Origin of the sequence: Haloarcula amylovorans, from assembly GCF_004681185.1 — an archaeon.
Lineage (GTDB): Archaea > Halobacteriota > Halobacteria > Halobacteriales > Haloarculaceae > Haloarcula > Haloarcula amylovorans.
Genome location: NZ_SRIF01000001.1, coordinates 300761 through 323066 on the forward strand (window position 1 = coordinate 300761; position 22306 = coordinate 323066).

Genomic DNA, 22306 nt, shown 5'->3' on the forward strand with positions numbered 1-22306 from the left:
ATCACCACACATGACAGCGGCCGACCGAATCGACGCGTATCTCGATACACTCGAAGAGTGGTTGCACGGCCTCTATCACGGGATGATAGAACACCCGTCCGTCGAGAAGATAGAGAAGGAAGCGGAGGACACAGCCGACGTGTTCATGTTCGCCTGCTTCGCCGACGCCTTCGGGATTCCGAGTCCGATCTCGTACTACACGGCGGAACTGCTCCCGTACCTCTCCGAGGAGTTCGTCCAGTGGGAGCGGCGGATGTGGGACCGACAGTCGCTCATCGAACGAAAGGGCCAACAGTATCACTTCTAACATGAATAAGTTCGTCTTCTTCGGGGGGAAAGGCGGGGTCGGCAAGACCACGGTATCGAGCGCGTACGGCCTGAAGTGCGCCCGTGACGGCCTGCAGACGCTGCTCGTCTCGACGGACCCGGCACACAGCACCTCGGACGTGTTCGACCAGCAGTTCGACGACGACCCGACGACCGTCGAGGGCTACGAGAACCTCTGGGCGATGGAACTCGACCCGGAGGAGGAGGTCGAACGGCACATGCAGGAAATAAAGCGCTCGATGACCGACCAGGTGAGTCCGGCCATCGTCAACGAGATCGACCGGCAGATAGAACTCGCCCACCGGACGCCGGGAGCCTACGAGGCGGCGCTGTTCGACCGCTTCATCGACGTGATGCGCGAGAGCGACGAGTACGACCGCGTCATCTTCGATACGTCGCCGACTGGCGGGACGTTGCGGTTGCTTGCCCTGCCGGAGTTCCTCGAATCGTGGATAGAGCGACTCACGGCCAAGCGACAGGAGAGCGTCGACCTCTTCGAGAAGGCGGCTATCGGCGACAAGGAGGCGAGAGAGAGACTGCAAGACGACCCCATCATCCATCGACTCACCGAGCGCAAGGAGAATTTCGAGTTCGCCGGACGGACGCTCCGCGAAGACGCCGTGTTCTATCTCGTGTTGAATCCCGACGAACTCTCCATCGAGGAGTCTCACCGCGCCATCTCTGACCTGACCGACGCGGGACTGACCATCGGCGGACTGGTCGTCAACAAAATCGCGCCGGCCCCGGACGACGACGAAACGGGGACGGGTGCTACGTATCTCCGGGAGCGCCATCGCACCGAGCGGGCGCGACTCGACCGCATCCACGAGGAGTTCGAGCAACCGGTCCTCGCCGTCATCGAGCAACGGGTCTCAGAGGTAAAGGGGAGTCTCTTAGCGGAGGTCACCGACGAACTGGACATCGACGTCGAGGCGTCCCCGGCGGGGCTCTGAGGAAGGCGTCAGCCAGTATCGAACCCCGGCACGGCGTAGCCGCTGCTAGGTCTCGAACGTCAGTGAAGTGTCCGAAATGTCCACAATTATTAAATACTTTTTGGACACAGATATGGATGAGGGTGACTATCATGGTACAAGTTATCTGGCTCGTCGCCGCGACAATGCTCACGTTCAGCATCGGGTACCTCGGCTATTCGAGGTATCTCGCACAGTTCGTCGAATTGGACGATTCGAATACGACACCGGCTCATAAGTACGAGGACGGACAGGAGTACGTCCCCTCGAAGAAACCCGTGTTGCTGGGCCACCACTACTCCAGCATCGCCGGGGGTGCGCCCATCGTCGGGCCCATCACCGCCGGCGTGGTCTGGGGGTGGGTGCCGGCCCTGCTGTGGATCGCCATCGGGAACCCACTGATGGGAAGCGTCCACGACTTCGTCTCGCTGTCGGGCAGTCTTCGACACGAGGGGAAGTCCATCGGCTACATCATCGGCGAGTACGTCGGCGAACGGGGGAAGAAGATGCTGCTGTGGTTCGCATTCCTGACGATTATCCTCGTCGTGGCGGTGTTCGCACTCGTCGTCGCCATCGTGTTCAACGCCTACCCGCAAGCGGCGACGGCGAGTTTCGTCTACATCGCGCTAGCACTGATCTTCGGCGTGTACCTCTACCAACTTGACCTTCCATTCATCCCGGGGACGGCGGTGTTCGTCGCCGCGGTGTTTGGCGGCGTCTGGGTCGGTCTCAACTTCCCCATCGCGCTGTTCCCGGCCGCGGAAGGCTCGTCGTACGCGTCCGAGACCATCGTCTTGTTCGGCTCAGGACTGGCCTCGCTGGTGCCCGCGGCGGGCACGCTCGGAGCCAACACCGCCGGCTGGATTCCGGTCATCCTGCTGTACGCCGCCATCGCGTCGGTGCTGCCGGTGTGGATGTTGCTCCAGCCACGTGACTTCCTCTCGTCGTTCCTCCTGTACGCGGGGGTCGGCGGGGCGTTGGTGGCGGTCGTCGTCGGCACGCTGTTAAGCACGTCGTCGCAACCGCTGGTCATCGAACTCGAACCGTACTACGGCTTCATGGGGACCGCGGGGCTGCCGCTGTTCCCGCTGTTGTTCGTGACCATCGCTTGCGGGACCATCAGTGGCTTCCACTCGCTGGTCTCCTCGGGCACCACGGCGAAGCAACTCAACAAGGAGTCTGATGCCCGCCCCATCGGCTACGGCGGCATGCTCGGTGAAGGGCTGCTGGCGACGGTGGCGCTCGGCACGGTCGCCATCGCGGGCGTGACGGCCGGTGGCGGTATCGGCCGCGCGCTGCCGAACTTCGCCAGCGGCGGCGCGGTAATGCTGTCGAGTTTCGGCATCCCGCTGGAGGTCGGCGCGGTGTTCATGGCGCTCGTCCTCGTGAGCTTCCTGCTGACGTCGACTGACACGGCGGTTCGCCTCGGTCGCTACATGGCCGAGGAAATCGTCGGCACGCCCGATGCCGACACCGTCTACATGCGACAGATGCAGGAGGTCGGGACCAACCGCTACGCCAACGCCGCCATCCAGTGCCTCATCGCGTACGCGCTGGTCGCCAGCGGGTCGTGGGCGAGCCTCTGGCCCCTGTTCGGCGGCGCGAACCAGCTACTGGCCGCGCTGGCGCTGCTGACCGCGACGGTGTGGCTGGCCAACTGGGACGACGACAAGCAACTCATCAGCACCGGCGTCCCGATGGCGCTAATGACGCTCATCACCGTCATCGCGCTGCTGTATCTCGCGCTCTATCAGAACTTCTACCAGCAGTTCGTCCAGGGCGGCTTCGCGCCGGAAGCGGGTATCGTCGCTCGGATCTCCGTCGCGGCACAGATCATCATCGCGCTGGTACTTGTTGGACTGGCGCTCTCACTGGTCTGGATTGGCTACAAGAACATCCGGTCGGTGCGCGAACGTCCTGGTGCGGCCCCGGCCGACGACTGAACGGCGACGCGACGAGCCCTCTTTCGCATTTTTCGTGCTTTCGGTGGTTGCTAACGGCAGCGAACGCTCGACTTCGATAGCACCTTCGAGGTCATCCGACGACGAACGCGCTCACCCAAGCAACGCGCGGAGGCGACCGAGCAGCCCCGTCGGTTCGGCGTCGAGGTCGCGCCACAGTTCGAACGCCGCGGTCACGTCGGCCTCCGAACTCCCAACTGCGTCCTCTTGGTCTGGGGCGACGACGGCGAGGTTCACCTCGTAGCTTCCGTAGTAGCCGTACTTCAGCAATGTCCGGTCGCGGAACCCCGAAACGTACGAGTGGACCTCGTCCGGGATCGAGGGGACGACGAGGACGAACGTGAACTCCGTCCCCTGATGTTCTTCGTCGGCGTCTATCCACGCCTCGGCGAGGTCGTGGCCCAGCGCCACCAGCGCGTCGAGGTCGGCGGTAGAGACGCCGTCGGCTCGGCGAGCGAAGAGGTGTTCGCTGGTCTCGTAGTTCGCCCAGTTGATGGAGCGATGGAGGAACTGTTTCTGGCTCTCCACGTAGAGGCGACCGTACAGGTCGAAGCGCTCGCCGTCGGCCGCGTAGTCCCGTTCGAGATCGTAGTTGTACTGGAGGCGGTTAGCGACCCGTTGAAGGAAGCCGTCTTCCCACGTGGGCAGCTCCTGCTCGGGCGGCTCGGCTGACTCGACCGCGCGCTCTGTGGCGTCTCGGTCGCTCATGGTTCCGGGTCGTAGGCGTGGACGTCGTCGCCGGCGGGTGCGCCGACGGCGAACACGCGGACTGGCTCTGTAGCCGATTCGGGGTTGTACGCCCGCTGTGGGCTGCCGGGTTCGACGACGAACACCTCGTCAGCCTCGACCTCGTAGGTCCGCTCGGGCGTCTCGACGTGGAGCGTTCCCGAGAGCACGTAGAACACTTCTTCTTGCTCGTCGTGAACGTGATAGGCCAACGGGAGCGGTTCACCGGGGTCGGCCTCGTAGACGTTCGCTCCCAGTCGTTCGAGCGAGGCGGCGGCGTCGATGGATCGCTGTGTGCTCGGCCGGTCAGGTGTCGGCGAAACGTCCCCGACCGAGATGTGATGATATCCCATACCACTATACTGACGGTCCGCCCTCTAAAACTTCGGTCCCGAACGCGCGGACCGTTTGCGTTTGCAAGCACCGTTCTTACCCGAAAGGCGCGGCTATCGAAACGATACGACCGCGACGTTTCGCGGCGTGCCGTGTAGCCGCACAGGGCCGCCCGACCAACGAAGTTCGATACCGAATCTGATGACTGAGAGCACCTATGCAGACGACCTACGGAGCCGAATCGAGACAGTCGAGACAGCCTCGGCGGACACAGACCGACTCCTATCGGTCGCCATCCCCGCGACTGGGTCGCTCGGCGAGACGCTGGAACAGGTAGCGGAAGACCACGCGGAAGCGTCCTACCTCGACACCGACGAGACGACACAGACCCACGTCCGCGAGGCCTTAGATGAGGTCAAACAAATCCTCAACGACTACGACGAGACGCCGACTAACGGCCTCGTCGTCTACGCTGGCGTCATCGACGGCGACCTGCAGACCTTCGTCTTCGACGACCCTCCCGAGTCGGTGACGGAGTCAGTGTACGAGCGCTCGAACGAGTTCGACGCATCGCCGCTGGATGCGACGGTCACCGAGGCGGCCGACGCCGACACGCACGGACTACTCGTCGTCGCGCGAGAGTCGGCCGTCTTCGGTCGATACGACGCCGAGTCGGTCGAACTCGTCGACGAGATAGAGAGCGAAGTCCCGAGCAAACAAGCGGCGACGGGCCGCTCCGAAGACCGCTTCCAGGACCGTAGCGACGAACGCGCCGACGAGTTCTTCGATGCGGTCGGCGATGCCGCCCAGCGGGTGTTCCTCCCGGGTGCGGATGTCGCCGGTGAGACGCCCGACCCCGACATCGACCAGCTGGTCGTCGGCGGGAGCGAAGTCATGGCCGAACGGTTCCACGACGGCGACCATCTTCCGGATCGTCTCGAAGACCGGGTCGTCGGCCCGTTCGAGGTGTCCTATGCCTCCGAACAGGGGCTTCGAGAACTGGTCGACGCCGCAGAGAACGCGGAGGCACTCGACGTAACCGACGCCCGCGATACGGTAGCGGAGTTCTTCAATGAACTGGACGAGGGCGACGAGGCCGTCTACGGTCCGGACGACACCGAGGACGCGCTCGAAGAGGGAGCCGTCGAGACGCTGCTGGTCTCTGACTCTCTCGACCCGGCCGAGGCACAGGAACTCTCGAAGCAGGCCTCAGAGACCGGAGCCGACACCGTCACCGTCCCGACCGGATACGACCGCGGCGAACGGTTCGACGAGGGATTCGAGGGCGTTGGGGCCATCCTCCGCTATCCGGTCGCATAACGGAGAGAAACCTCCGTCTCGACCGTTTTCGTATCCCGTCGCGGTTCAGCGAGCCAACGTTTATTCGGCAGGACGACGAACTATCACGGTAGAATATGAGCAAAGAGACCGAGTCCTGCGGTCGGTGTAGCATGAGCACCGTCGTAGACACGACAGACGGGAACGGGTCGGACCCGTTCGGGGCGGCGCGCATCGAGGTAGACGACGACGAGGCGCGGGCCGTCTCGCCTGCCGCGTGGCTCGCGGGTCTCAGGGACCGCCTCGACGACGCGGCGACGCGGTTGACCTACGGTCGATAGCAGCAGCGCTAGCTTTTTGTCCCGTGTGGGCGACCCACAGTGCAATGGCAGAGATCGACGTTCTCGTGTTGAATCAACCCATCCACGGGATGTCGCCTCGGGAGTATCAATCGGTTCTCGCGAATCGGCTTCCCGATAAACGGGTCGAACTCGCGTCGAAACCAAGCGAGTACCACGAACTCGTGGCCCAATCACGGATCGTCACGGGGTTCGAAATCGACGCAGAGCGGGTCAAGTCAGCCGACGACCTCGAACTGTTCGCCTGCACCTTCGCCGGCACGGACCACTTGCCGACCGACGCCTTCGCGGCCAACGACGTCCGCGTCACCAATGCCTCGGGCGTTCACGGTCCCCCCGCCGCCGAGCAGGTGATGGCATACGTCCTCTCCTTTGCCCGCCACCTCGACCGGGGCTGGGACCAGAGCCGCGACGGGACGTGGAGTCACTACCGCGCCGACGAACTGCAAGGCGCGACGGTCACCGTCGTCGGCACCGGTGCCATCGGGAGCGCTATCCTCGACCGACTCGATCCCTTCGGCGTCGACACCATCGGCGTCCGAAACAGCCCCTCGAAGGGCGGCCCCGCAGACGAGATTATCGGCTTCGACGAGTTCGAGGAACGGCTTCCGGAAACCGACTATCTCGTGTTGGCCTGTCCGCTGACCGAGAAGACTGAGGGACTCGTCGACGAGTCGGCCTTCGACTTACTCGACCCCGACAGCGTCCTCGTCAACATCGCCCGCGGCGAAGTCGTCGTGACGGACGCGCTGGTCTCGGCGCTGAAGACCAACAACCTCCGCGGGGCAGCGCTGGACGTGACCGACCCGGAACCGCTTCCGGACGGTCACCCGCTGTGGAATCTCGACAACTGTCTGGTCACGCCGCACAACGCCGGCCACACGCCGAAGTACTGGGAGCGAATGGCCGACATCGTCGCCGAGAACGTCGAGCGACTCGACTCCGGCGAGGACCTTCGAAACCTCGCACAGTAAATCGAGTCAGGACTCGCTCGACAGCTGCTCGACAAGCGACCGGAGCGTCGCGAGGTCGTACTGGCCCGGCGCGGTCGCCTCGGCGGGGTCGACCGGTGCGTAGCCGATGCGAGAGCCGTACAGCGGCGCGACGGCCCGGGAGTGTCGCCCGGCCTCGCCCATACACATCGTCGCCACCCGCTCGCCGGCGGCCGAGAGTTCGCGGGTCGCACCGAGCATCGCCAGCACGTCGTCGGGCGAGTGGGCGGTCGAGGCCATCTTTCCCACGTCGCCGTAGGTACACGCTTCTTCCAGTCGGTCGGCGATGGCGTCCCGGTCGGGCGTCGCCTCGAAGTCGTGCGTCGAGACGACCACCGACGCGCCGTGGTCCCGAGCGTGCTCGGCGACCCGGCCAGCGTCGTGGTCGCCCGCACCGTCCAGTGCAGCGAGTTCGAGGTCGACGGCGGTCACGGCGTCGTACTCGACGGCTCGTTCGAGCGCGTCGAGGCGTTCCGCGGTGTCGGCGGCCTCGCCGCCCTCCCACTCGGCGCGGTTGGTCACGAGAAGCGGGAGGTCGCCGTCGTAGGCCTCGAGCTGGGAGAGCGGCGCGTCCGCGAAGTCCATCCGCAACTCGACGCCGTCGGCGTCCTCACGGGCAGCCGGTTCGATGGCGAGGTCCGACCCGGCCGCGAGCAGCGTGAACGAAGTGAAGTCCATGTCGGTGCTTCGACCGAGCGGCACAAAAACGTCCCTCTACTCGACGGGCGCGTGCGAGACGCGATAGCCGTCGTCGGTCCGCTCGACGTGCTCGACGGCGTAGAGGCGGACGCGGCGCTCCTGTTTGGTGTTGACTTCGAAGTCGTAGTGCTCGGCGTCGTAGTTCGGGTCGTTTTCGGCGGCCCACTCGCGGTGGGCGGCGAGTCGCTCGCGGGCTAGCTGCTCGGAGCGGTCCGTTACATCGGCCACGTGGTCGTTCAGCGCCGCCACGAGGTCCGGGTCTCGTTCGACGCCGACGGAGTTGCGGGCGTCGACCATCGCGGCGAGCGTCGTCGTGCCGGTGCCGAGGAAGGGGTCGAGAACGGTGTCGTCGTACACCGAGAACATCGAGATGAGGCGATGGGGAACGGTCAGCGGGAACGCACCCGAGCGATTTCGCAGGCCGTCGTCGAGCGTCTGGCTCTCGCCGGGGAGTTCCCAGAGGTCCGAGAACCACTCGTTTCGCTCCTCCCAGAAGTACGCGCTCTGATAGCGGCGGTCCGCGCCGGGTTCCAGACGGCGGCGCTCGCCGTTGCGAAAGACGAGGATGTGCTCGTGTTCGAGCGTCGGGTAGGCGTTGGGCGGCACCATCCCCGACCCCATGAACTTCGCGCCGCTGTTGGTCGGCTTCCGCCAGAGGATGTCCGGCAGCGCCCGCAGACCGCGGTCGGTCAGCCGATCGGTTATCTCGGCGTGGTTCGGGTACGAGCGAAAGCCGTCGGCGAGCGAACGGGTGGCGTCACCGACGTTGATACAGGCGATGCCGCCCGGGACGAGGACGCGTTCGAGTTCGGCCCACACCGTATCGAGCACGTCGTGCATCAACTCGAAGGCCCTGTCGCCGTCACCGTCGTCCAGCGCGTCCCCGATGGTGGGATCGAGCGCCGCGAAGATATCGTCCCACATCTCGATCATCGGGTACGGCGGCGAGGTGACGACGAGTTCGACGCTGTCGTCTTCGAGGGGCAACTCGCGGGCGTCCCCGGTGACTACCCGGTGTGTCGTCTCCATGTGATGGCGGTAGCAGTGAGCCGGTTAGGTGTGTTTTGGTTCCGTCTCGTTGGAGACCGAAACGATGGGGCGCATCCGTTCACCGTCTCGACTTCAGTTCTGGCCGACCTGACTCTGAATCTCGTTTATCTTTGCGGTCTGCTGTTCGTTGGCGGCCGCGATCTGTTCGATCTCGGTCGCGACCTCCTCGGCGTTCTCGGCGGTCATGTCGACCATGCTGGCGACCTCCTCGGTCGAGGCGGCCTGTTCGTCGGTGGCCGAGGCGACCTCTTCGGCACCACGGGCGGCCTCCTTGACGGCCTCGTCGATGTCACGCAGAATTTCGACGGTCTGGCTCACCTGCTCGATTCCCTCTTCGACCTGTCCGTTGGCGTCGTCGATACTGCCGACGGTGTCCTCTGTGTCGGCCTTGATATTGGAGACGAGTTGTTCGATTTCGGTGGCGTTTTGCTGTGACTCCTCGGCTAAGGATTTCACCTCGTCGGCGACGACGGCGAATCCCTCGCCGGCCTCACCGGCGCGGGCGGCCTCGATGGAGGCGTTCAGCGCCAGCATGTTCGTTTGGTCGGCGATGTCGTTGATGACGTCGACGATGGCGTCGATCTCGTCGATGCGGTCACGCAGTTGTTCGACATCGTCGGAGACGTTCTCGTTGGCCTCGTCTACGGCCTCCATCGCGTCGATGGCGTCGTCGGCAACGTCGCGGCCCTCGTCGGCGAGGCCGCGGGCGCGTTCGCTGACCTGTCGCACCTGACTGGCGCTGGAAGCGACTTCCTCGACGGTCGCAGAGAGATTCGAGACTTCGCCGGCGACCTCTCGCATGTTGTCGGACTGTTCGTTAGCGAGGTCGCTGATTTCCTGGGAACTCCCGGAGACGTTCTCGGACACGCGAAGTAGTTCGTCAATGGCGCTGCCGAGTTCGTCCGCATTCCCACCCGAACCGACCGGGCGTTGGTCGGTCTGACCGATTTCTGAAGCCATGTACGCACTCCGACAGCCCAGTAGATTAAACGTACCTCCATAGTTATCAGGCGTGATTCTCCGATGGCGTCTGGAGATGCAAAGAACGATTCGCCGGCGGGTAACTTCGGCCCGTTTCGGGACTGTTATTCGATTATGCGACGGTCAGGCCTTGCTCGGCTTCGAGCAGTTCGTGGTAGCGGTTGCGGATGGTGACTTCGGAGATGTCGGCGACCTCACTGACGGCCGCTTGCGTCGTCTTCTCGTTGGTCAGTAGCGCGGCGGCGTACACCGCGGCGGCGGCGAGGCCAACCGGCGACTTCCCGGAGTGGACGCCCTGCTCCTTGGCGTTCTGGAGGAGCTGGCGGGCGCGGTGTTCGGCCTCGTCGGAGAGGGAAAGCGAGGAGGCAAAGCGCGGGACGTAGCTCTCGGGGTCGGCGGGCTTCACTTCCAGGCCGAGTTCGCGCACGACGTAGCGGTACGTGCGGGCGATTTCGCTCTTCTCGACGCGGGACACTTCCGTAATCTCGTCGAGTGAGCGCGGGACGCCAGCCTGTCGAGCGGCGGCGTACACCGACGCCGTCGAGACACCTTCGATGGAGCGCCCCGGCAGCAGATTCTCGTCCAGCGCGCGGCGGTAGATGACCGAGGCCGTCTCGCGGACGTTCTCGGGGAGGCCAAGCGCGGAGGCCATGCGGTCGATCTCGCCGAGCGCCTGCTTGAGGTTGCGCTCTTTGGAGTCGCGGGTGCGGAACCGTTCGTTCCACTTGCGAAGTCGTTGCATCTTCTGGCGCTGCTTGCCCGAGAGGGAGTTGCCGTAGGCGTCCTTATCGCGCCAGTCGATGTTGGTCGAGAGGCCCTTATCGTGCATCATGTTCGTCGTGGGCGCGCCGACACGGGACTTCTCGTCCTTCTCGCTGGAGTCGAACGCCCGCCACTCGGGGCCACGGTCGATCTCGTCGGACTCGACGACGAGGCCGCAGTCCTCACAGACCGTCTCGCCGTGTTCGTCGTCCATGACGAGTGACCCGGAACACTCCGGGCAGGCGGTCGACGTCGATTCCGCAGTCTGTTCCTCTTCGTCGGTTCGTTGTCGCGTTCGTGTGTGTTCGCTCATTGGTTGCGAAGGCGGGGCTCACCGGGTGATGGGGCCAACCGTAGAACCCGGCGGCAATCGGTAAGAACGAATCCGTTCGAAAGTCATTTAGTGTTTGTGGTATCGATTCGTAGATGGGCGGCTTACGCCACGAGACGCGCGTCTGTGTGAGCAACGCACAACCATTCAAATAACAACCGTAATGAATCATCCGGTAGTTCCGATCCTATGTACGTCGCCGTCGGGAGCCAGAACCCGGTGAAGGTCGCTGCCGTCGAGCGTGTCGTCCCGGCTGCGAGCGTCGCGGCCGTCGGCGTCGACTCGGGCGTCTCCGAGCAGCCACGGGGCCGCGAAGCGACGGTCACGGGCGCACGAAACCGCGCCGAAGCCGCGCTGTCGAGTGCCGACGCTGACTACGGCGTCGGCATCGAGGGCGGCGTTACCGAACGAGAACATCCAGCAGGGTTGTGGCTCGTCATGTGGGCGGCCGTGACCGACGGGAGCGAGACGGCGTTCGGGGCCGGGCCGTCGATTCGTCTTCCCGAAGCGGTCGCTACACGGGTCAAAAGCGGCGAGGAACTCGGGCCGGTGCTGGACGACCGACTCGGCCGCCAGGCGCTCGGCGAACAGGAGGGCGCTGTCGGCGTCTACACCGCCGGACGAGTGAGTCGGACAGACGCGCTGGCCGACGCCGTCGCCGGTGCGTTCGGGCCGTTTCTGGGCGACGGTCGGAGTGTGGCGGAGGGGTGACGCTTCCAAGATGGAATAGTTCGACTCGTCGCCGTGTCGAGCCGTTACTCGGTTCGGTTTCCGGGTTCGAACTCGTCTCTCGGCTGGCCGATCGTTCGCTTGCCCTCGGTCGTGTCGATGTCGGTGAGCGCGTTGAGCGGGCACCACTGCGTCGCTGCGGTCAGCAGGAACACGACCCCGACAGCTAGCGCGAGAACGCCGACCGCGGTGCCGGGCGGTCCCGAGTCAAGGCTCACGACCTCTAGCAGTATCGACGCGCCGACGACGAGGAGGAGCGGCCCGAAGACGGCCCGGCCGATGCGGTCGTATCCGCCGACGTTTCGGTACATGATTGAAACACCGCATTGTCATACGTTGACAATGCACATAAATGATAGGTGTATTTCACGTCTGACCGGTACCAGCGTCGGCGAGTAATCGGAGAAAGTCGTCCGAATCGGCGACGCTCAGTCAGTCGTCTCTGGCTCGATGTCGCCCGCGCTCCGTGACTCCTCGACGGCCGTTGTCAGCGAGACGTTGAGCCACGCCATCGAACTGACGCCGCCGAGGACGGTGACGGCGTTCTTCACCGCGTGGTCCACGATGGCGACGCTGAGAGCGACGGTCACACCGATCGCGGCGGGGGTCAGCGGCGCGACGATGATCGTGAATGCGCCCTCGTACAGCCCCACGCCGCCGGGGGTCAGCGGGAGTACCTTCGCGAGGTTCCCGACGCTGACCGCGAAGAAGCTGACGGCGACGAGCGAGGGGTCGAGCGGGTAGCCGAAGGCCGCGAAGATCGCCAGTGCAGTCACCACGTCCAGCGTCCAGATGAGGAGACTGCTGAGGCCCACGCGAGCGAAGGCCAGCCCGTCGGCGGTCACGGTCTGAATGTCGGCGACGAACGTTTCGACGACGCCGGCGACGTAGTCGGCGTAGGAGTCGTCGCTCAGTCGGCCGATAGCCGACCGGACGAAGTTGCGGTCGGTTCGGGCGCTGGCGATGATGACGCCGACAGCTCCGATGGCCGCGACGCCCACGGCGGCGGCGACGACGACGGCGGTCTGGCCGCTCTGTGCGGTGTCGCCGCCGGCGCCCCCGGTCAGCGCGGCCAGTAGCTCGCCGGCAGAGCCGGTGGCGGCCAGCCCCAGCATCACGGTGCCGGCCAGCGCCGTAATCGTGAGCAGGTCGAAGACGCGCTCGACGGCCAGTGACGCGAACCCGGTGGGGTAGGGAATCGAGCGGCGCGCTTTCACGACGTAGGCGCGCACGCCGTCGCCGAGTCGCGCTGGGAACACGAGGTTGCCGGTCTGGCTGATGAACACCGCGCCCGTGAGGAAGTCCCAGCGCTCGTGATACCCCATCGTATCGAGGATGTCGCGGTAGCGTGCGCCCCGAAGCGGCCACGAGATGGCGTAGATTGCGGCGCTCACGGCTATTAGTGCCGGGTCTGCGCCAGCCATCTCGTCGAGGACGCGCTGGGGGTTCAGGTACTGCGTCATCAGGAGCAGGGCAACGACGACGAGCATCGTCCCCGCGCCCAGCGAGACCCGGGGAGTGATGCGGGGGCTGACCGAGAGCTCCCACCCGGTCCGGAGAATCTGGCTCCCCATGCCGAAGACGTCCCGGACGATGTCGACTTTCGAGTCGCCTTTCGGCGTCCAGTCGACGGGGAACTCCTTGACCCGAAAGCCGCGTCGCTGGGCCTTGACGAGCATCTCCGTGTCCCAGAACCAGTGTTCGTCCTGAACGGTCGGGGCGAGTGCTTCGAAGGCTTGCCGGTCGAACGCCTTGAAGCCGCACTGGTGGTCCTTGAGGTCCGAGCGCAGCATCCCTCGGACCAGCGTGTTGTAACCGAAACTTGGAATGCCGCGCTTGGCCGGGCGGTCGGCGCGGTTTTCGGCCATCCAGCGCGAGCCGGTCGCCACGTCGTACTCGTCCGATCGGACGCTCTCGACGAGTTCCTCCAGATGCCGCATGTCCGTGGCGAGGTCGGTGTCGAAGTACACCAACGTCTCGCCCTCGGCGCGCTCGAAGGCGTACTCCAGTGCACCGCCGCGGCCGAGGCGCGTCTCCGAGTGGATGTGGCGGACGCGGTCGTCCTCGCTCGCGAGGCGGGTAGCTATCTCCGGCGTCCGGTCGGCACAGCCGTCTTCGGCGACGATCACTTCGAACGAACCTTCCGGCAGGAAGGAGGCGAGCGTCGCAAGCGTCACCGAGACGGTCTCCTCGATGGTGTCCTCCTCGTTGTACGCTGGAAGGACGACGCTCACCTCTACAGCAGTCATTGGTTCGGAGTGGGGTGCCGAATCAGAAGTACCTTCTGGCCCACGCTCGGCGTCCTCTTAGTCGGCGCTCTCGGGCGAGCGTGCGGTGACGAACTCCGTCAGGTCCTCGCCCACCTCGGCGGCCGACTCGTAGGGCCGCCCGACGACGATGTCCCCAGCGCGGCTCTTCCCGATGCCGGGTATCGTCGTCAGCTCGTCCATCGAGGCGCTGTTGACGTTCAGCGGGTGCGGCACGCCCGTCACCGACCGATAGCCGTGACCGGTGATGGCCACGTCGATGGTCCGCCCGAGTTCGCGCTCGCCCGGAAGCCCGACCAGCAGCGGGTAGGTTCCCAGTTGGCGGCCGAACGTCTTGCCGTCCTGGTGGTACTCCAGATGCACGTCCGGCAGCACCGTGCCCGGCGGCGCGACCCGCTTGAGCATCGGATTGTCGATGGTCTCGCGGACCTCCTGCTTGTACTGCTTGAACAGTTGCTTGTGGTCGTTGGCGATCTGTGCGCCGGTGTCGGCCATGTCGGTCCCCTCGAAGGCCATTACCTGCCGGATGTTCACTCGCCGGAGCATCAGCCCCTCGTCGTAGACGCGTTGGAGGAACGCCTTGTTGTGCTCGAACGTCTCGCGGCGCTCGCCTTTCAGCCCGTGCAGGAGGTTGATACCGGGCAAGAGCTTCGGGAGACGGCGTGGCGCGTCGTCCCCGAAGGTCGGCGCGTTCTCTCTGTCACCACCTGGTCTCCAGCCCGCCTCCTCGTTCACTATCTTCACGGCCTCGAAACACTCCTCGGCGGTGACGTTGAGATTGTTCTCCGCTTGGACCAGCGGGTCGGCGGACTCCAGTCCGAACGCAGCGGTGTCGCCGGGCGTGTTGTGTTCGGCGATGACGCGAATCCCCTCGCGGGCCTTCTCGGGCCACTCGACGACGGTGATGGGGTTCATATTGTCGAGGTGGAGCGTTTCCAGGTCGGGAGCCACCTCGCGGATGCCGCCGTAGAGACGGCGAAGGGCGTCGGGATTGGGGGACTCGCCGTCGCCGCCGTACGCGAGGATGTCGGCCTGCCGGCCCAGACGAAAGTGAGCGACGCCGCGGTCCGAGAGCGCGTCGACCTCGTCCACGACGCTTTCGGGCGGCCGGAAGTCCGGGTCGCCGTACATCGGCTCCGTGCAGAACGAACAACGGTACGGACACCCGCGGGAGGTCTCCATCTCGCAGATGAGGTACTCCGGGTGGTTGGGATGCTGTTCGACGACGAACGCACCCGCTCGCGCCCAGCGGGTCTCCTCGGAAACGGAGCGATAGCGGTCCTCGAACCCTTCGAGGCCGGATTCGACGAGATCGTGGACGGCCGCCTCCACGTCGGCCATCGCCAGGAAGTCGAAGTCCAGATCGTCGCGGGCCGTCTCGCTGGCTCCTTCGTTCGATTCGCCGACGCCGAAGCGGACGGGACCGCCCATCACCGAGGTGCCGTCGGCGGTCCACGCCAGTTTGCGCACCTCGTCGGGTTCGGCGGGCGTCCCGCCGACGTACTTCCCGGGAACGGTCATCCCGCCGACGTACAGCAGTAAGTCGGCCTCTTCCACGTCGCGCCACAGGTGACGCTCGTCGCGGAGTTCGTCGATGGTGTGGTAGGTGATTCGCTCTCGGGGCACGCCCGCCTCGACCATCGCGCCGGCAGCGTAGCGCGGGTACGTCGAGATGTATGGCGGAACCCCGAAGTGTGCCGGTTCGTCGACGTAGCCGTCGACGATGGTCACGTCGAGCGTCTCGGGGTCGGCAGTCATGGTCGCGAGTTGTCGGCCGAGGCGTAAAACGGTGTCTGGTCGGACGTGGTCGTTCTCCAAGCTGTCTCCGTTGACCGGCCCTGTCGAGAGAAAACCACACGATGGCGCGCCCGACGGGAACAGTGCCGTCTCCGAAAGCGGTTTGTCTCTCACGGGCCAACGTGACGGTATGCCAGCCACCCTGGAGGTCGTCTGTACCGACGACGACTGTACGCTCGATATGTTCGAGCTACACTACACGTACGACATGCCCGAGGAGGTCGGCGTTGCCGACTTCTCCTGTCCGTACTGCGGCGGCGTCGACTGCCTGGAGGCCGTCGAGCTATGATCCGGGACGTCGGCGAGTCGGTCAGCAACAAGATATTCGAGAACCTCGGTCGAGCGGCGGGTCGCGTCCAGGAGAAGAAGCCGCTGCCGGCGGACCTCTTAGAGTCCGACGACGCCTACCTCGTCGTCTTCGACGCCCCCGGCGCGACCGCAAGCGACCTGCAGGTCCGCTACGTCGACGATCGGGTCGAGGTCCGCGTGGACCGCTTCCGCGACTTCCACGACGGGTTCGAGATGCGCTATCCCGGCCGCGGCCTGGCGCTCGACGGCTCGGTGACGCTGCCCGAGGACGCCGACGTAGACGCCGCCGCAGCGTCCGCGACGCTCAAGGACAACGGCACCCTACAGGTCCGCATCCCCAAGGTCGCAGGAACCGATGCGGACGAGGAAATCGATGTGGAATCGGTCGCCGACGACACCGACGACGCAAACGAACCCGACGCGGAGACCGAGGAGTACGGAGTCTCCGAGTACGACGCCGAGACCGACGACTTCGAGGAGCGCGACCCCGATACCGACGACGCCAAGGAGTAGTCCACACCGTTTGTTTACGCTGTTTTACGACGCACACGTCACCAGTCGGCGGTCGGGTCGCCCAGCGGGTCGAACGAGGCCTCGTCGTCGAACCGCGTCGGGTCGAAGCGAGTGGACAGTGGCGCGTCGATTCGCGATGCCGTTCCACTAACTTGCTCGGCGACGAACTCCCCCATCGCTGGTGCCCGCATCAGCCCGTGTCCTTGCCACCCCGTGGCCACCCAAAGGCCGTCGGTGGCGCGGCCGACCAACGGGTCGCGGTCGGGGGCCGCCGTACACAGGCCCGCCCACGCCCGGTCGAAAGTCGGATCGAGCGTCGTCGACGACCGCACATTTTCGAGGGCGGCCTCGACGAACGCCGGGTCCGCGTCGGCGTCCCACTCCGCTGGGTCGGTCGCGTGCGCGCCGCCGCCGACGAGCAGGGCGTCGCCGTGAGGCCGCCAGTAGAACTCCTCGGTCGCGTCGTAAAACGAGGGCAGCGCCCCCTCGAAGGGGTCAGTGACGAGCGCCTGCGTGCGGTAGGTTTCCAGCGCGAGTGACACACCCACGTCTGCGACCAGCGGCTTCGTTGCCGGCCCGGCAGCCACGACGACGGCGTCGAAATCCGTCCTCCTGGACGGTGTTTCGACGGTCGTCGGCCCGAGAAGCGAGACAGGAGCGTTCGTCTCGACGGTGACGCCGCACTCGCGCGCTCGGTCGGCCAGTCGGGTAACGACAGCGTCGGTGTCGAGCAACCCGGCGGCGGTGGCGATGCCAGCCGCTTCGATGCGCTCGGTTCGCAACGGCGGATACCGCTCGCCGAGTTCGTCGGGGGAAATCCGCTCGACAGGTCTGCCGTGCGATTGCATCTCGGCGACCTGCCCTTGGATAGCCGTCTCGTCGCCGCGCTCGCGGGCCGCCCAGACGTACGGACACGGGTCCAGCAGCTCCCACTCGCGGTACCGGGTAAGCGCCCGCTCGGCGACGGCGGCGTCTAGTTTTCCGGCGAAGGCGTCGTAGCAGATGCCCGCCGCCCGGCCGGTCGCGCCGCTGCCCGGTTCGTCGCGTTCGTAGAGCGTCACGCTGACGCCGCGCGCCGCGAGGTCGCTGGCGGCGACGAGTCCGACCGCGCCGCCGCCGACGACGGCGACGCGCATCTATCCGAGCAGCGGTCCCAGTCCGCGGGCCGGGTAGCCGACGACGGTGTCGACTCCGGCCTCGCGGAGTCGGTCGGTTCGGTCGACAATCACGTCGGGCGCGCCGACGAGCGCGTAGTCCCGAACCCCCGCTTCGAGCACCTCGCGCGCTCGGCCGCTCGCAGCGCTGTCGGTCGGTGCGCCGTCCGGCAGCGCCCGGCCGACGGAGCGACGCCGGGCGGCGTAGGCTCCCACGGCGTCGAGTATCGCGTCGGTGTCTTCAGCGAGGACGAACGGCGCGTACACCGCGACGTCGCCGTCGAATCCGGCCGCACGGAGCGCCCGGATGTCACGTTCGGTCGAGCGCGAGAGCAGTTCGTACTGCGTGCCGCCGACGGCCAGCGCGAGGCGTTCGATGCCCGCGGTGCCGACCCACGGGTCGGCGGCGTCGGCCGCGGCCGCTCTGAGTCGCGGGGCGACAGCTCGCTCGGTTTCCGCATCGGTGAGATAGGCGCTGTGGCCGGCCACCAGCACGCGCTCGACGGCGTCGGGAACCGTGTCGAGTGCGCTGTCGTCGCCCAGTGGGTCGTACCCGTTGGCGCGAACCGGCGTCGTCAGCCGAACCGTCGCGCGCTCGGAAAGCGTCGAGAGTATCTCTCGGTCGGGGACGTTCGCGCGGCCCTCGTAATCTATAGCCAGCGTCTCGACGGCGAGGTCGGCGGCCGCTCGCGGGTCGACTTCTGCGGGTTTGAGTGCGACCGCGTCGATACCCACGTCGGCGAGCGTCACAGTCGAGAGCGCTGTCATCGGTTGTGTGCCGTGTGCCTTCGTCTCCGGGCGCAAAGCCCTGTCGTTCTCGGCTCGCTCTCAGCTCACTTCGTCGCGGACGCTCTCGGGCAACTCGTCGTCGGGACCGGCGTAGCGGTCGGGTTCCGGCGGCATCTCCCAGTCCGTCGCGAGTTCGAGCAACTGGACGAACATCCGCGCCGTCGCGCCCCAGACCGTGTAGCCGTTCACGTAGAAGAAGTGGAGGCGAATCTCGCCGTAGTGTGGGTGGTCACGGTGTTCGGACTCGTAGTTGTCCAGATTCGTCAGTTCCGAGAGCGGGAGCACGACGACCTCCGCGACCTCCTCGTCGCTCGGGAGGTACTCCCGGTCGGGGATGCGCCCGACGAAGGGCCGAACGGAGTAGTGCGTTATCGTCCGGATGTCGTCCAAGCGGCCGACGACGTGGGCCGCCTGTGGGTCCAAGCCGATTTCCTCGTTGGCCTCCCGCAGCGCAGTGTCCAATAGGTCGTCGTCCTCGGGTTCGCGCCCGCCGCCCGGGAATGACATCTGTCCAGGATGGTCTTGCAGGTGGTCGGCGCGCTTGGTGAAGAGAATTCCTTCGCCGTCCGTTTGGCTGACGACCGGGACGACGACGGCCGCCTCACGTTGCTCGTCGTCGACGACAACGGGGTCGTGGGCAGCCAGCCGGTCGAAGTCCATACCAGAGCCACGGGGCCGACGTCCTTAACTCGGGTGGGTTCGCCGCCCTCGGGCGGTCAGCCGGTCAGCTGTCGCAGTGCCATCCACCACCTATCTGGCGTCGTCGAGACGGGCGCGGGCCTCGCCAAGTTCGACCGGTCCCCACGCTTCGAGGTCGTAGCTCACGTCCAGCAGGGTGGCGATGCGCTCGTCGTCGACGGCTTCGACCGCGACGACCGCGTCCTCGCGGAAGCGCTCCTCGGCGGCTCTCGCGACCGCCTCGTCCGAGAGGCTCCGGTCGGGTACGTCCATGATGTGTGGCAGGTCCCCTGCGCCCTCGGGCAACCGCGGGAACGCCGCCGGCCCGACCACGAGTAGGGGGTCGTCGGCGTCCGCGTCGTGGTCGGCGACGCGAACGAGATGATACTCGACCAGCGCGTCGTCGATCGCGTCGTCGAACGCCTTCGCGTCGGTGTCCTCGCCGCGCTTGAACGCGAGTTCGACGCAGGCCTCCCCGAGTTCCGCCCGGGTGAGCGCCCCGAAGACGTCGACGACACCGGCGAAGTCGTCTCCTGTCAGGTTCATACCGGGTAGGCGGCCCGGAGGGGCTTCAGCGTTTCCGGACTAGCAGTAGTAGTTGGAGTCGGAGAAGCGGCGCTGAAAAACCAGAAAGCCCGCCCGGTAGCTGGTCGGGCAGCCGATACGGGTGGAACTGAGAGGGACCGAGCACTCGGCACTTTCCGGCTATTCGCGGTACTGGTTATGGACTCCGTGACTACACACCGATTCAAGCTTCGGCAGTCTCGGGTAGCCGACCGTCGAGGTGGAGCGCTAGCAAGACGAACAAGAGGGCGACCAGTCCGGCTCCAAGTCCCTCGAAGATGGCGGGGAACGGGATCTGCATGCCGCGCAGGCCGCCGACGACGGCGCTCCCGGGGGCCTGCAGCAGCATCATCCCGGCTCCGTAGGCGGCGTAGGCGCTGGCGCGGTGGCGGTCGGGAAGCGATCCCAGTAGGTAGGTGTCGACCGCCGGAAAGATGCTGTGGATGGTGTATCCCATGACCGCGCCGAGCGCCGCGAGCGGCCAGAAGCCGGTGAGAGTCGGCAGGAGGAGGATACAGCCGGTGAAGATGGCGAGGATGGTGAGCATGTACGGGACCGCGGGCAGGAGGTCCGAGAGGCGGCCGCTGACGTAGAAGGCCGGGACGCCAGCGCCGAAAGTGACCTGTAAGAGGGTGCGGCCCGTTGCCTCTGTGAAGCCGATGGTCGTGAGATAGGTGACGTAGAAGTTGAACAGGCCGTTCCACACCATCGAGGTCAGGCCGACGGTAACGACGGCGGTGAGGACGATCCGCCACTGGGACCACACCGCGCCGAGGAGGTCGCGGTCGGCGGTGCCGGCTTCGGGGAAGTCGGTCCGCCGGGCGATGACGGTGAAGACGACAGTCGTCACCGCGGCGGCGACGGCGATCGCCCGTAAGGTGGTCTGCCAGTCCCCGACGACGAGCGCCGCCGAGACCAGCGTAGGGGCGGCGACGGCGGCGAGCTGGCTGGCGACGCCGTGGCCGCCCAACGCTCTCCCCGGCGCGGACGGGAAGAGTTCGCTGACGAGCGTGTTGGCCGCGATGAGGTAGACGCCGCTGGCGGTCCCCATCACGAATCCGCCGACGAGCAACAGCGTCGGGTCGGTGTTCAGCGCGACGAACGCCGTCCCCGCCGTCAGCGCGAGACCGGATCCGAAAATCGCCTGCGCCCGCGTCACGCGGGTGAGCAGGTAGCCCGTCGGGAGGCGCGGGGCCGCGCTGCCGATCCAGACGAGCGTCGCCAACAGCCCGAGCGTGGCGTCGCTGGCACCGGTCGCCGCTCGGATGGGTTCGATGAGCGGCGCGAACACCACTCGAGAGAGGTTCATGAGGAAGACGAACCCGAGTAGCGAGCCGAACACTGTTCGCCGAGACACACAGGCGGTTCGTCGCTACCCCCGAACAAGGTTCCGAAACGCCGCGGTCTTTTTACCCGCGGGTGTCACAGAGGGGCACATGGACTCGGTCAGGAAGGGACTGCGCGCCGGCGATATCGAGAAAGACAACTACGGGCGACTCTCCTGTACCACCTGCGAGGAGTCGCTGGCGACGAACAACGACCCCACGGAGGTCGGGAAGGTGCGCGTCTGTCCCGACTGTGGCTCCGAGTGGAAAGAACTGGGCTAAGGGCAGGCTCCACGAGCGGCGATCTCCTCACTCGAAGACGGCGTCGAAGGCGTCCGCACCGAGCGGTTCGTAGCGACCGGCGTCGACGTTCTCTCTCGCGTGTTCGACGCTGCCCATCCCGACCAGCGAGCAGGTCACGCCCGGAGCGCTGCGTGCGAAGTTGAGCGCGCGCTGTGCCCGGGTCTCGCCGTCGAGTTTCGCCTCGACGCTCTCGGGCATCTCCGCCGCGAGTCGGCCCTGCATGATGGAGGCGCTCGTGAACACGTTCAGACCAGCGTCCTGTGCGAACCATAGCGCCGATTGGGCACCGTCGGCCCCCTCGTGTGCCTCGACGCTGAACGCGTCGGCCATGAACACGTTGAACGGGCACTGGATGGCCCGGAAGTGTGTCGCCGTGTTGCCGGCGGTCCTCGCCGCTGCTCTGGCGCGTTCGGCGACCTCGGGCAAGGAGAGGTAGCTGTCGTGTGATTGCGGGACGCGAAACGCCTCCCACGTCGCCACGCCGTAGTGATTGATATCGCCGTCGGCCGCCCGCTCCTCTAGCCGCTCGAACGCCGCTTCTAACTGATCGTATACGTCTTCACGGCTGTTCTCGGCTAGTTGCGTCTCGGGATTGTGGACGTAGTAGAGGTCGACGGTGTCCACGCCGAGGTTGTCGAGCGAACGGTCTAGCTGGTCGTCGATGAATCCCGGAGCGATACAGTGCTGGCCGCTGACGAGGTCCTCTCGTTCGACGATGCCGGTGTCGAGGTACTCCGATCTGACGAACTCGCCGGGGTCGTCGGGTCGCTCGCCGTCGAACGGAACGAACCCGCCCTTGGTGGCGACGACGACGCTCTCCCGGTCCACGTCGGCGTCGTCGAGCGCTCGGCCGACGACGCGCTCGGAGCGCTGATGGCGGTAGTTGATCGCGGTGTCGACGACGTTGATGCCCGACTCCAACGCGGTCACGATGGCATCGTGATAGTCGTCGTCTCGCTCGTCGGTCGGATCGCCCAGATATGTACCGACGCCGATGCTGGAGACGACTCCGTCCCCGAAGCGGCGATAGAAGGTGCGGGCGAACTCATCGTGGTCGTCCCGGTACGCCCAGGTTCCCTCGCGTGTTGCCATGCTGTCGCTTCGAGAC

At 66.0% G+C, this 22306-nt stretch carries 25 protein-coding genes; 10 read left to right on the forward strand and 15 right to left on the reverse strand.

The genetic code is table 11. The features are described 5' to 3' along the window. Positions 1-10: 10 nt before the first annotated feature. The 3 genes from E4S61_RS01515 to E4S61_RS01525 all read left to right on the forward strand — a co-directional run bounded on the left by E4S61_RS01515 (position 11) and on the right by E4S61_RS01525 (position 3241). Positions 11-307 carry a hypothetical protein gene (locus E4S61_RS01515; RefSeq protein WP_135302137.1) on the forward strand — a complete coding sequence of 99 codons (297 nt, stop codon included), beginning with the start codon at positions 11-13 and terminating at the stop codon, positions 305-307. A gap of 1 nt (position 308) precedes the next feature. Then, positions 309-1280 carry an ArsA family ATPase gene (locus E4S61_RS01520; RefSeq protein WP_135302138.1) on the forward strand — a complete coding sequence of 324 codons (972 nt, stop codon included), beginning with the start codon at positions 309-311 and terminating at the stop codon, positions 1278-1280. 131 nt (positions 1281-1411) lie between these two features. Next, a complete protein-coding gene (locus E4S61_RS01525) occupies positions 1412-3241 on the forward strand; it encodes a carbon starvation CstA family protein (protein ID WP_135302139.1) in 1830 nt (609 codons plus the stop codon). A 111-nt stretch (positions 3242-3352) separates the two neighbouring features. Here E4S61_RS01525 and E4S61_RS01530 read toward each other — a convergent pair whose 3' ends face one another. Both E4S61_RS01530 and E4S61_RS01535 read right to left on the reverse strand, forming a co-directional pair. Beyond that, on the reverse strand, positions 3353-3967 hold the full coding sequence (locus E4S61_RS01530; protein ID WP_135302140.1) for a hypothetical protein: 615 nt from the start codon (positions 3965-3967) through the stop codon (positions 3353-3355). Next, a complete protein-coding gene (locus E4S61_RS01535) occupies positions 3964-4338 on the reverse strand; it encodes a cupin domain-containing protein (protein ID WP_135302141.1) in 375 nt (124 codons plus the stop codon). Before E4S61_RS01535 ends, E4S61_RS01530 begins: the two co-directional genes overlap by 4 nt. A gap of 181 nt (positions 4339-4519) precedes the next feature. Between E4S61_RS01535 and E4S61_RS01540 the strand changes: the two genes are divergently transcribed. From E4S61_RS01540 to E4S61_RS01550, 3 genes are all read left to right on the forward strand, one after another. Beyond that, positions 4520-5638: a baeRF10 domain-containing protein gene (locus E4S61_RS01540; protein WP_209309430.1), complete on the forward strand. Its 1119-nt coding sequence runs from the start codon at positions 4520-4522 to the stop codon at positions 5636-5638. Between the two features lie 95 nt (positions 5639-5733). Next, positions 5734-5937, forward strand: coding sequence for a hypothetical protein (locus E4S61_RS01545; protein WP_135302142.1), 204 nt, complete (start codon positions 5734-5736; stop codon positions 5935-5937). A 44-nt stretch (positions 5938-5981) separates the two neighbouring features. Next, positions 5982-6929, forward strand: coding sequence for a D-2-hydroxyacid dehydrogenase (locus tag E4S61_RS01550; protein ID WP_135302143.1), 948 nt, complete (start codon positions 5982-5984; stop codon positions 6927-6929). 6 nt (positions 6930-6935) lie between these two features. Here the strand turns inward: E4S61_RS01550 and E4S61_RS01555 are convergent, their stop codons facing one another. The 4 genes from E4S61_RS01555 to E4S61_RS01570 form a co-directional block, all read right to left on the reverse strand. Continuing rightward, positions 6936-7625, reverse strand: coding sequence for a type I 3-dehydroquinate dehydratase (locus E4S61_RS01555; RefSeq protein ID WP_135302144.1), 690 nt, complete (start codon positions 7623-7625; stop codon positions 6936-6938). Between the two features lie 36 nt (positions 7626-7661). After that, positions 7662-8675 carry a DNA-methyltransferase gene (locus E4S61_RS01560; RefSeq protein ID WP_135302145.1) on the reverse strand — a complete coding sequence of 338 codons (1014 nt, stop codon included), beginning with the start codon at positions 8673-8675 and terminating at the stop codon, positions 7662-7664. Between the two features lie 93 nt (positions 8676-8768). Beyond that, on the reverse strand, positions 8769-9656 hold the full coding sequence (locus E4S61_RS01565; RefSeq protein ID WP_135302146.1) for a methyl-accepting chemotaxis protein: 888 nt from the start codon (positions 9654-9656) through the stop codon (positions 8769-8771). 133 nt (positions 9657-9789) lie between these two features. Next, positions 9790-10752: a transcription initiation factor IIB gene (locus E4S61_RS01570; RefSeq protein ID WP_135302147.1), complete on the reverse strand. Its 963-nt coding sequence runs from the start codon at positions 10750-10752 to the stop codon at positions 9790-9792. A gap of 207 nt (positions 10753-10959) precedes the next feature. On the opposite strand from E4S61_RS01570, the gene yjjX reads away from it, so the two are divergent. Next, positions 10960-11481 carry an inosine/xanthosine triphosphatase gene (yjjX, locus tag E4S61_RS01575; RefSeq protein ID WP_135302148.1) on the forward strand — a complete coding sequence of 174 codons (522 nt, stop codon included), beginning with the start codon at positions 10960-10962 and terminating at the stop codon, positions 11479-11481. Between the two features lie 44 nt (positions 11482-11525). Here yjjX and E4S61_RS01580 read toward each other — a convergent pair whose 3' ends face one another. The 3 genes from E4S61_RS01580 to E4S61_RS01590 all read right to left on the reverse strand — a co-directional run bounded on the left by E4S61_RS01580 (position 11526) and on the right by E4S61_RS01590 (position 15524). Continuing rightward, the gene (locus tag E4S61_RS01580; RefSeq protein ID WP_135302149.1) at positions 11526-11810 is read right to left on the reverse strand and encodes a YgaP family membrane protein; all 285 of its coding nucleotides are present in this window, start codon (positions 11808-11810) and stop codon (positions 11526-11528) included. Positions 11811-11927: 117 nt separating this feature from the next. Continuing rightward, entirely contained in the window at positions 11928-13748 is a 1821-nt protein-coding gene (locus tag E4S61_RS01585) for a flippase-like domain-containing protein (RefSeq protein ID WP_135302150.1), read from the reverse strand. A gap of 57 nt (positions 13749-13805) precedes the next feature. Beyond that, entirely contained in the window at positions 13806-15524 is a 1719-nt protein-coding gene (locus tag E4S61_RS01590; protein ID WP_135302151.1) for a radical SAM protein, read from the reverse strand. 169 nt (positions 15525-15693) lie between these two features. On the opposite strand from E4S61_RS01590, the gene E4S61_RS25150 reads away from it, so the two are divergent. Further along, positions 15694-15852 (forward strand): DUF7559 family protein, encoded by a 159-nt coding sequence (locus E4S61_RS25150; protein ID WP_167768383.1) that lies wholly within the window; start codon positions 15694-15696, stop codon positions 15850-15852. After that, on the forward strand, positions 15849-16385 hold the full coding sequence (locus E4S61_RS01595) for an Hsp20 family protein (protein ID WP_135302152.1): 537 nt from the start codon (positions 15849-15851) through the stop codon (positions 16383-16385). Before E4S61_RS25150 ends, E4S61_RS01595 begins: the two co-directional genes overlap by 4 nt. 38 nt (positions 16386-16423) lie before the next feature. On the opposite strand, the gene E4S61_RS01600 is transcribed toward E4S61_RS01595, so the two are convergent. The 5 genes from E4S61_RS01600 to E4S61_RS01620 all read right to left on the reverse strand — a co-directional run bounded on the left by E4S61_RS01600 (position 16424) and on the right by E4S61_RS01620 (position 20879). Beyond that, the gene (locus tag E4S61_RS01600) at positions 16424-17521 is read right to left on the reverse strand and encodes an NAD(P)/FAD-dependent oxidoreductase (RefSeq protein WP_135302153.1); all 1098 of its coding nucleotides are present in this window, start codon (positions 17519-17521) and stop codon (positions 16424-16426) included. Next, positions 17522-18307, reverse strand: a complete 786-nt coding sequence (locus E4S61_RS01605; protein ID WP_135302154.1) for a DUF7388 family protein — start codon at positions 18305-18307, stop codon at positions 17522-17524. 60 nt (positions 18308-18367) lie between these two features. Beyond that, a complete protein-coding gene (locus E4S61_RS01610) occupies positions 18368-18988 on the reverse strand; it encodes an NUDIX hydrolase (RefSeq protein WP_135302155.1) in 621 nt (206 codons plus the stop codon). A gap of 90 nt (positions 18989-19078) precedes the next feature. Next, positions 19079-19552, reverse strand: coding sequence for a DUF7109 family protein (locus E4S61_RS01615; protein WP_135302156.1), 474 nt, complete (start codon positions 19550-19552; stop codon positions 19079-19081). Positions 19553-19754: 202 nt separating this feature from the next. Continuing rightward, positions 19755-20879 carry an MFS transporter gene (locus tag E4S61_RS01620; protein WP_135303256.1) on the reverse strand — a complete coding sequence of 375 codons (1125 nt, stop codon included), beginning with the start codon at positions 20877-20879 and terminating at the stop codon, positions 19755-19757. A gap of 127 nt (positions 20880-21006) precedes the next feature. On the opposite strand from E4S61_RS01620, the gene E4S61_RS25155 reads away from it, so the two are divergent. Beyond that, entirely contained in the window at positions 21007-21177 is a 171-nt protein-coding gene (locus tag E4S61_RS25155) for an HVO_0758 family zinc finger protein (RefSeq protein WP_167768384.1), read from the forward strand. A gap of 27 nt (positions 21178-21204) precedes the next feature. Here E4S61_RS25155 and E4S61_RS01625 read toward each other — a convergent pair whose 3' ends face one another. Continuing rightward, positions 21205-22290 carry an aldo/keto reductase gene (locus E4S61_RS01625; protein WP_135302157.1) on the reverse strand — a complete coding sequence of 362 codons (1086 nt, stop codon included), beginning with the start codon at positions 22288-22290 and terminating at the stop codon, positions 21205-21207. Between the last annotated feature and the right edge of the window lie 16 nt (positions 22291-22306).

Excerpts from the sequence above, each read along its gene's own strand:
- E4S61_RS01515 (WP_135302137.1), top strand. The coding sequence starts at position 11 with ATGACAGCGGCCGACCGAATCGACGCGTATCTCGATACACTCGAAGAG.
- E4S61_RS01520 (WP_135302138.1), top strand. The coding sequence starts at position 309 with ATGAATAAGTTCGTCTTCTTCGGGGGGAAAGGCGGGGTCGGCAAGACC.
- E4S61_RS01525 (WP_135302139.1), top strand. The coding sequence starts at position 1,412 with ATGGTACAAGTTATCTGGCTCGTCGCCGCGACAATGCTCACGTTCAGC.
- E4S61_RS01530 (WP_135302140.1), bottom strand. The coding sequence starts at position 3,967 with ATGAGCGACCGAGACGCCACAGAGCGCGCGGTCGAGTCAGCCGAGCCG.
- E4S61_RS01535 (WP_135302141.1), bottom strand. The coding sequence starts at position 4,338 with ATGGGATATCATCACATCTCGGTCGGGGACGTTTCGCCGACACCTGAC.
- E4S61_RS01540 (WP_209309430.1), top strand. The coding sequence starts at position 4,520 with ATGACTGAGAGCACCTATGCAGACGACCTACGGAGCCGAATCGAGACA.
- E4S61_RS01545 (WP_135302142.1), top strand. The coding sequence starts at position 5,734 with ATGAGCAAAGAGACCGAGTCCTGCGGTCGGTGTAGCATGAGCACCGTC.
- E4S61_RS01550 (WP_135302143.1), top strand. The coding sequence starts at position 5,982 with ATGGCAGAGATCGACGTTCTCGTGTTGAATCAACCCATCCACGGGATG.
- E4S61_RS01555 (WP_135302144.1), bottom strand. The coding sequence starts at position 7,625 with ATGGACTTCACTTCGTTCACGCTGCTCGCGGCCGGGTCGGACCTCGCC.
- E4S61_RS01560 (WP_135302145.1), bottom strand. The coding sequence starts at position 8,675 with ATGGAGACGACACACCGGGTAGTCACCGGGGACGCCCGCGAGTTGCCC.
- E4S61_RS01565 (WP_135302146.1), bottom strand. The coding sequence starts at position 9,656 with ATGGCTTCAGAAATCGGTCAGACCGACCAACGCCCGGTCGGTTCGGGT.
- E4S61_RS01570 (WP_135302147.1), bottom strand. The coding sequence starts at position 10,752 with ATGAGCGAACACACACGAACGCGACAACGAACCGACGAAGAGGAACAG.
- yjjX (WP_135302148.1), top strand. The coding sequence starts at position 10,960 with ATGTACGTCGCCGTCGGGAGCCAGAACCCGGTGAAGGTCGCTGCCGTC.
- E4S61_RS01580 (WP_135302149.1), bottom strand. The coding sequence starts at position 11,810 with ATGTACCGAAACGTCGGCGGATACGACCGCATCGGCCGGGCCGTCTTC.
- E4S61_RS01585 (WP_135302150.1), bottom strand. The coding sequence starts at position 13,748 with ATGACTGCTGTAGAGGTGAGCGTCGTCCTTCCAGCGTACAACGAGGAG.
- E4S61_RS01590 (WP_135302151.1), bottom strand. The coding sequence starts at position 15,524 with ATGACTGCCGACCCCGAGACGCTCGACGTGACCATCGTCGACGGCTAC.
- E4S61_RS25150 (WP_167768383.1), top strand. The coding sequence starts at position 15,694 with ATGCCAGCCACCCTGGAGGTCGTCTGTACCGACGACGACTGTACGCTC.
- E4S61_RS01595 (WP_135302152.1), top strand. The coding sequence starts at position 15,849 with ATGATCCGGGACGTCGGCGAGTCGGTCAGCAACAAGATATTCGAGAAC.
- E4S61_RS01600 (WP_135302153.1), bottom strand. The coding sequence starts at position 17,521 with ATGCGCGTCGCCGTCGTCGGCGGCGGCGCGGTCGGACTCGTCGCCGCC.
- E4S61_RS01605 (WP_135302154.1), bottom strand. The coding sequence starts at position 18,307 with ATGACAGCGCTCTCGACTGTGACGCTCGCCGACGTGGGTATCGACGCG.
- E4S61_RS01610 (WP_135302155.1), bottom strand. The coding sequence starts at position 18,988 with ATGGACTTCGACCGGCTGGCTGCCCACGACCCCGTTGTCGTCGACGAC.
- E4S61_RS01615 (WP_135302156.1), bottom strand. The coding sequence starts at position 19,552 with ATGAACCTGACAGGAGACGACTTCGCCGGTGTCGTCGACGTCTTCGGG.
- E4S61_RS01620 (WP_135303256.1), bottom strand. The coding sequence starts at position 20,879 with ATGAACCTCTCTCGAGTGGTGTTCGCGCCGCTCATCGAACCCATCCGA.
- E4S61_RS25155 (WP_167768384.1), top strand. The coding sequence starts at position 21,007 with ATGGACTCGGTCAGGAAGGGACTGCGCGCCGGCGATATCGAGAAAGAC.
- E4S61_RS01625 (WP_135302157.1), bottom strand. The coding sequence starts at position 22,290 with ATGGCAACACGCGAGGGAACCTGGGCGTACCGGGACGACCACGATGAG.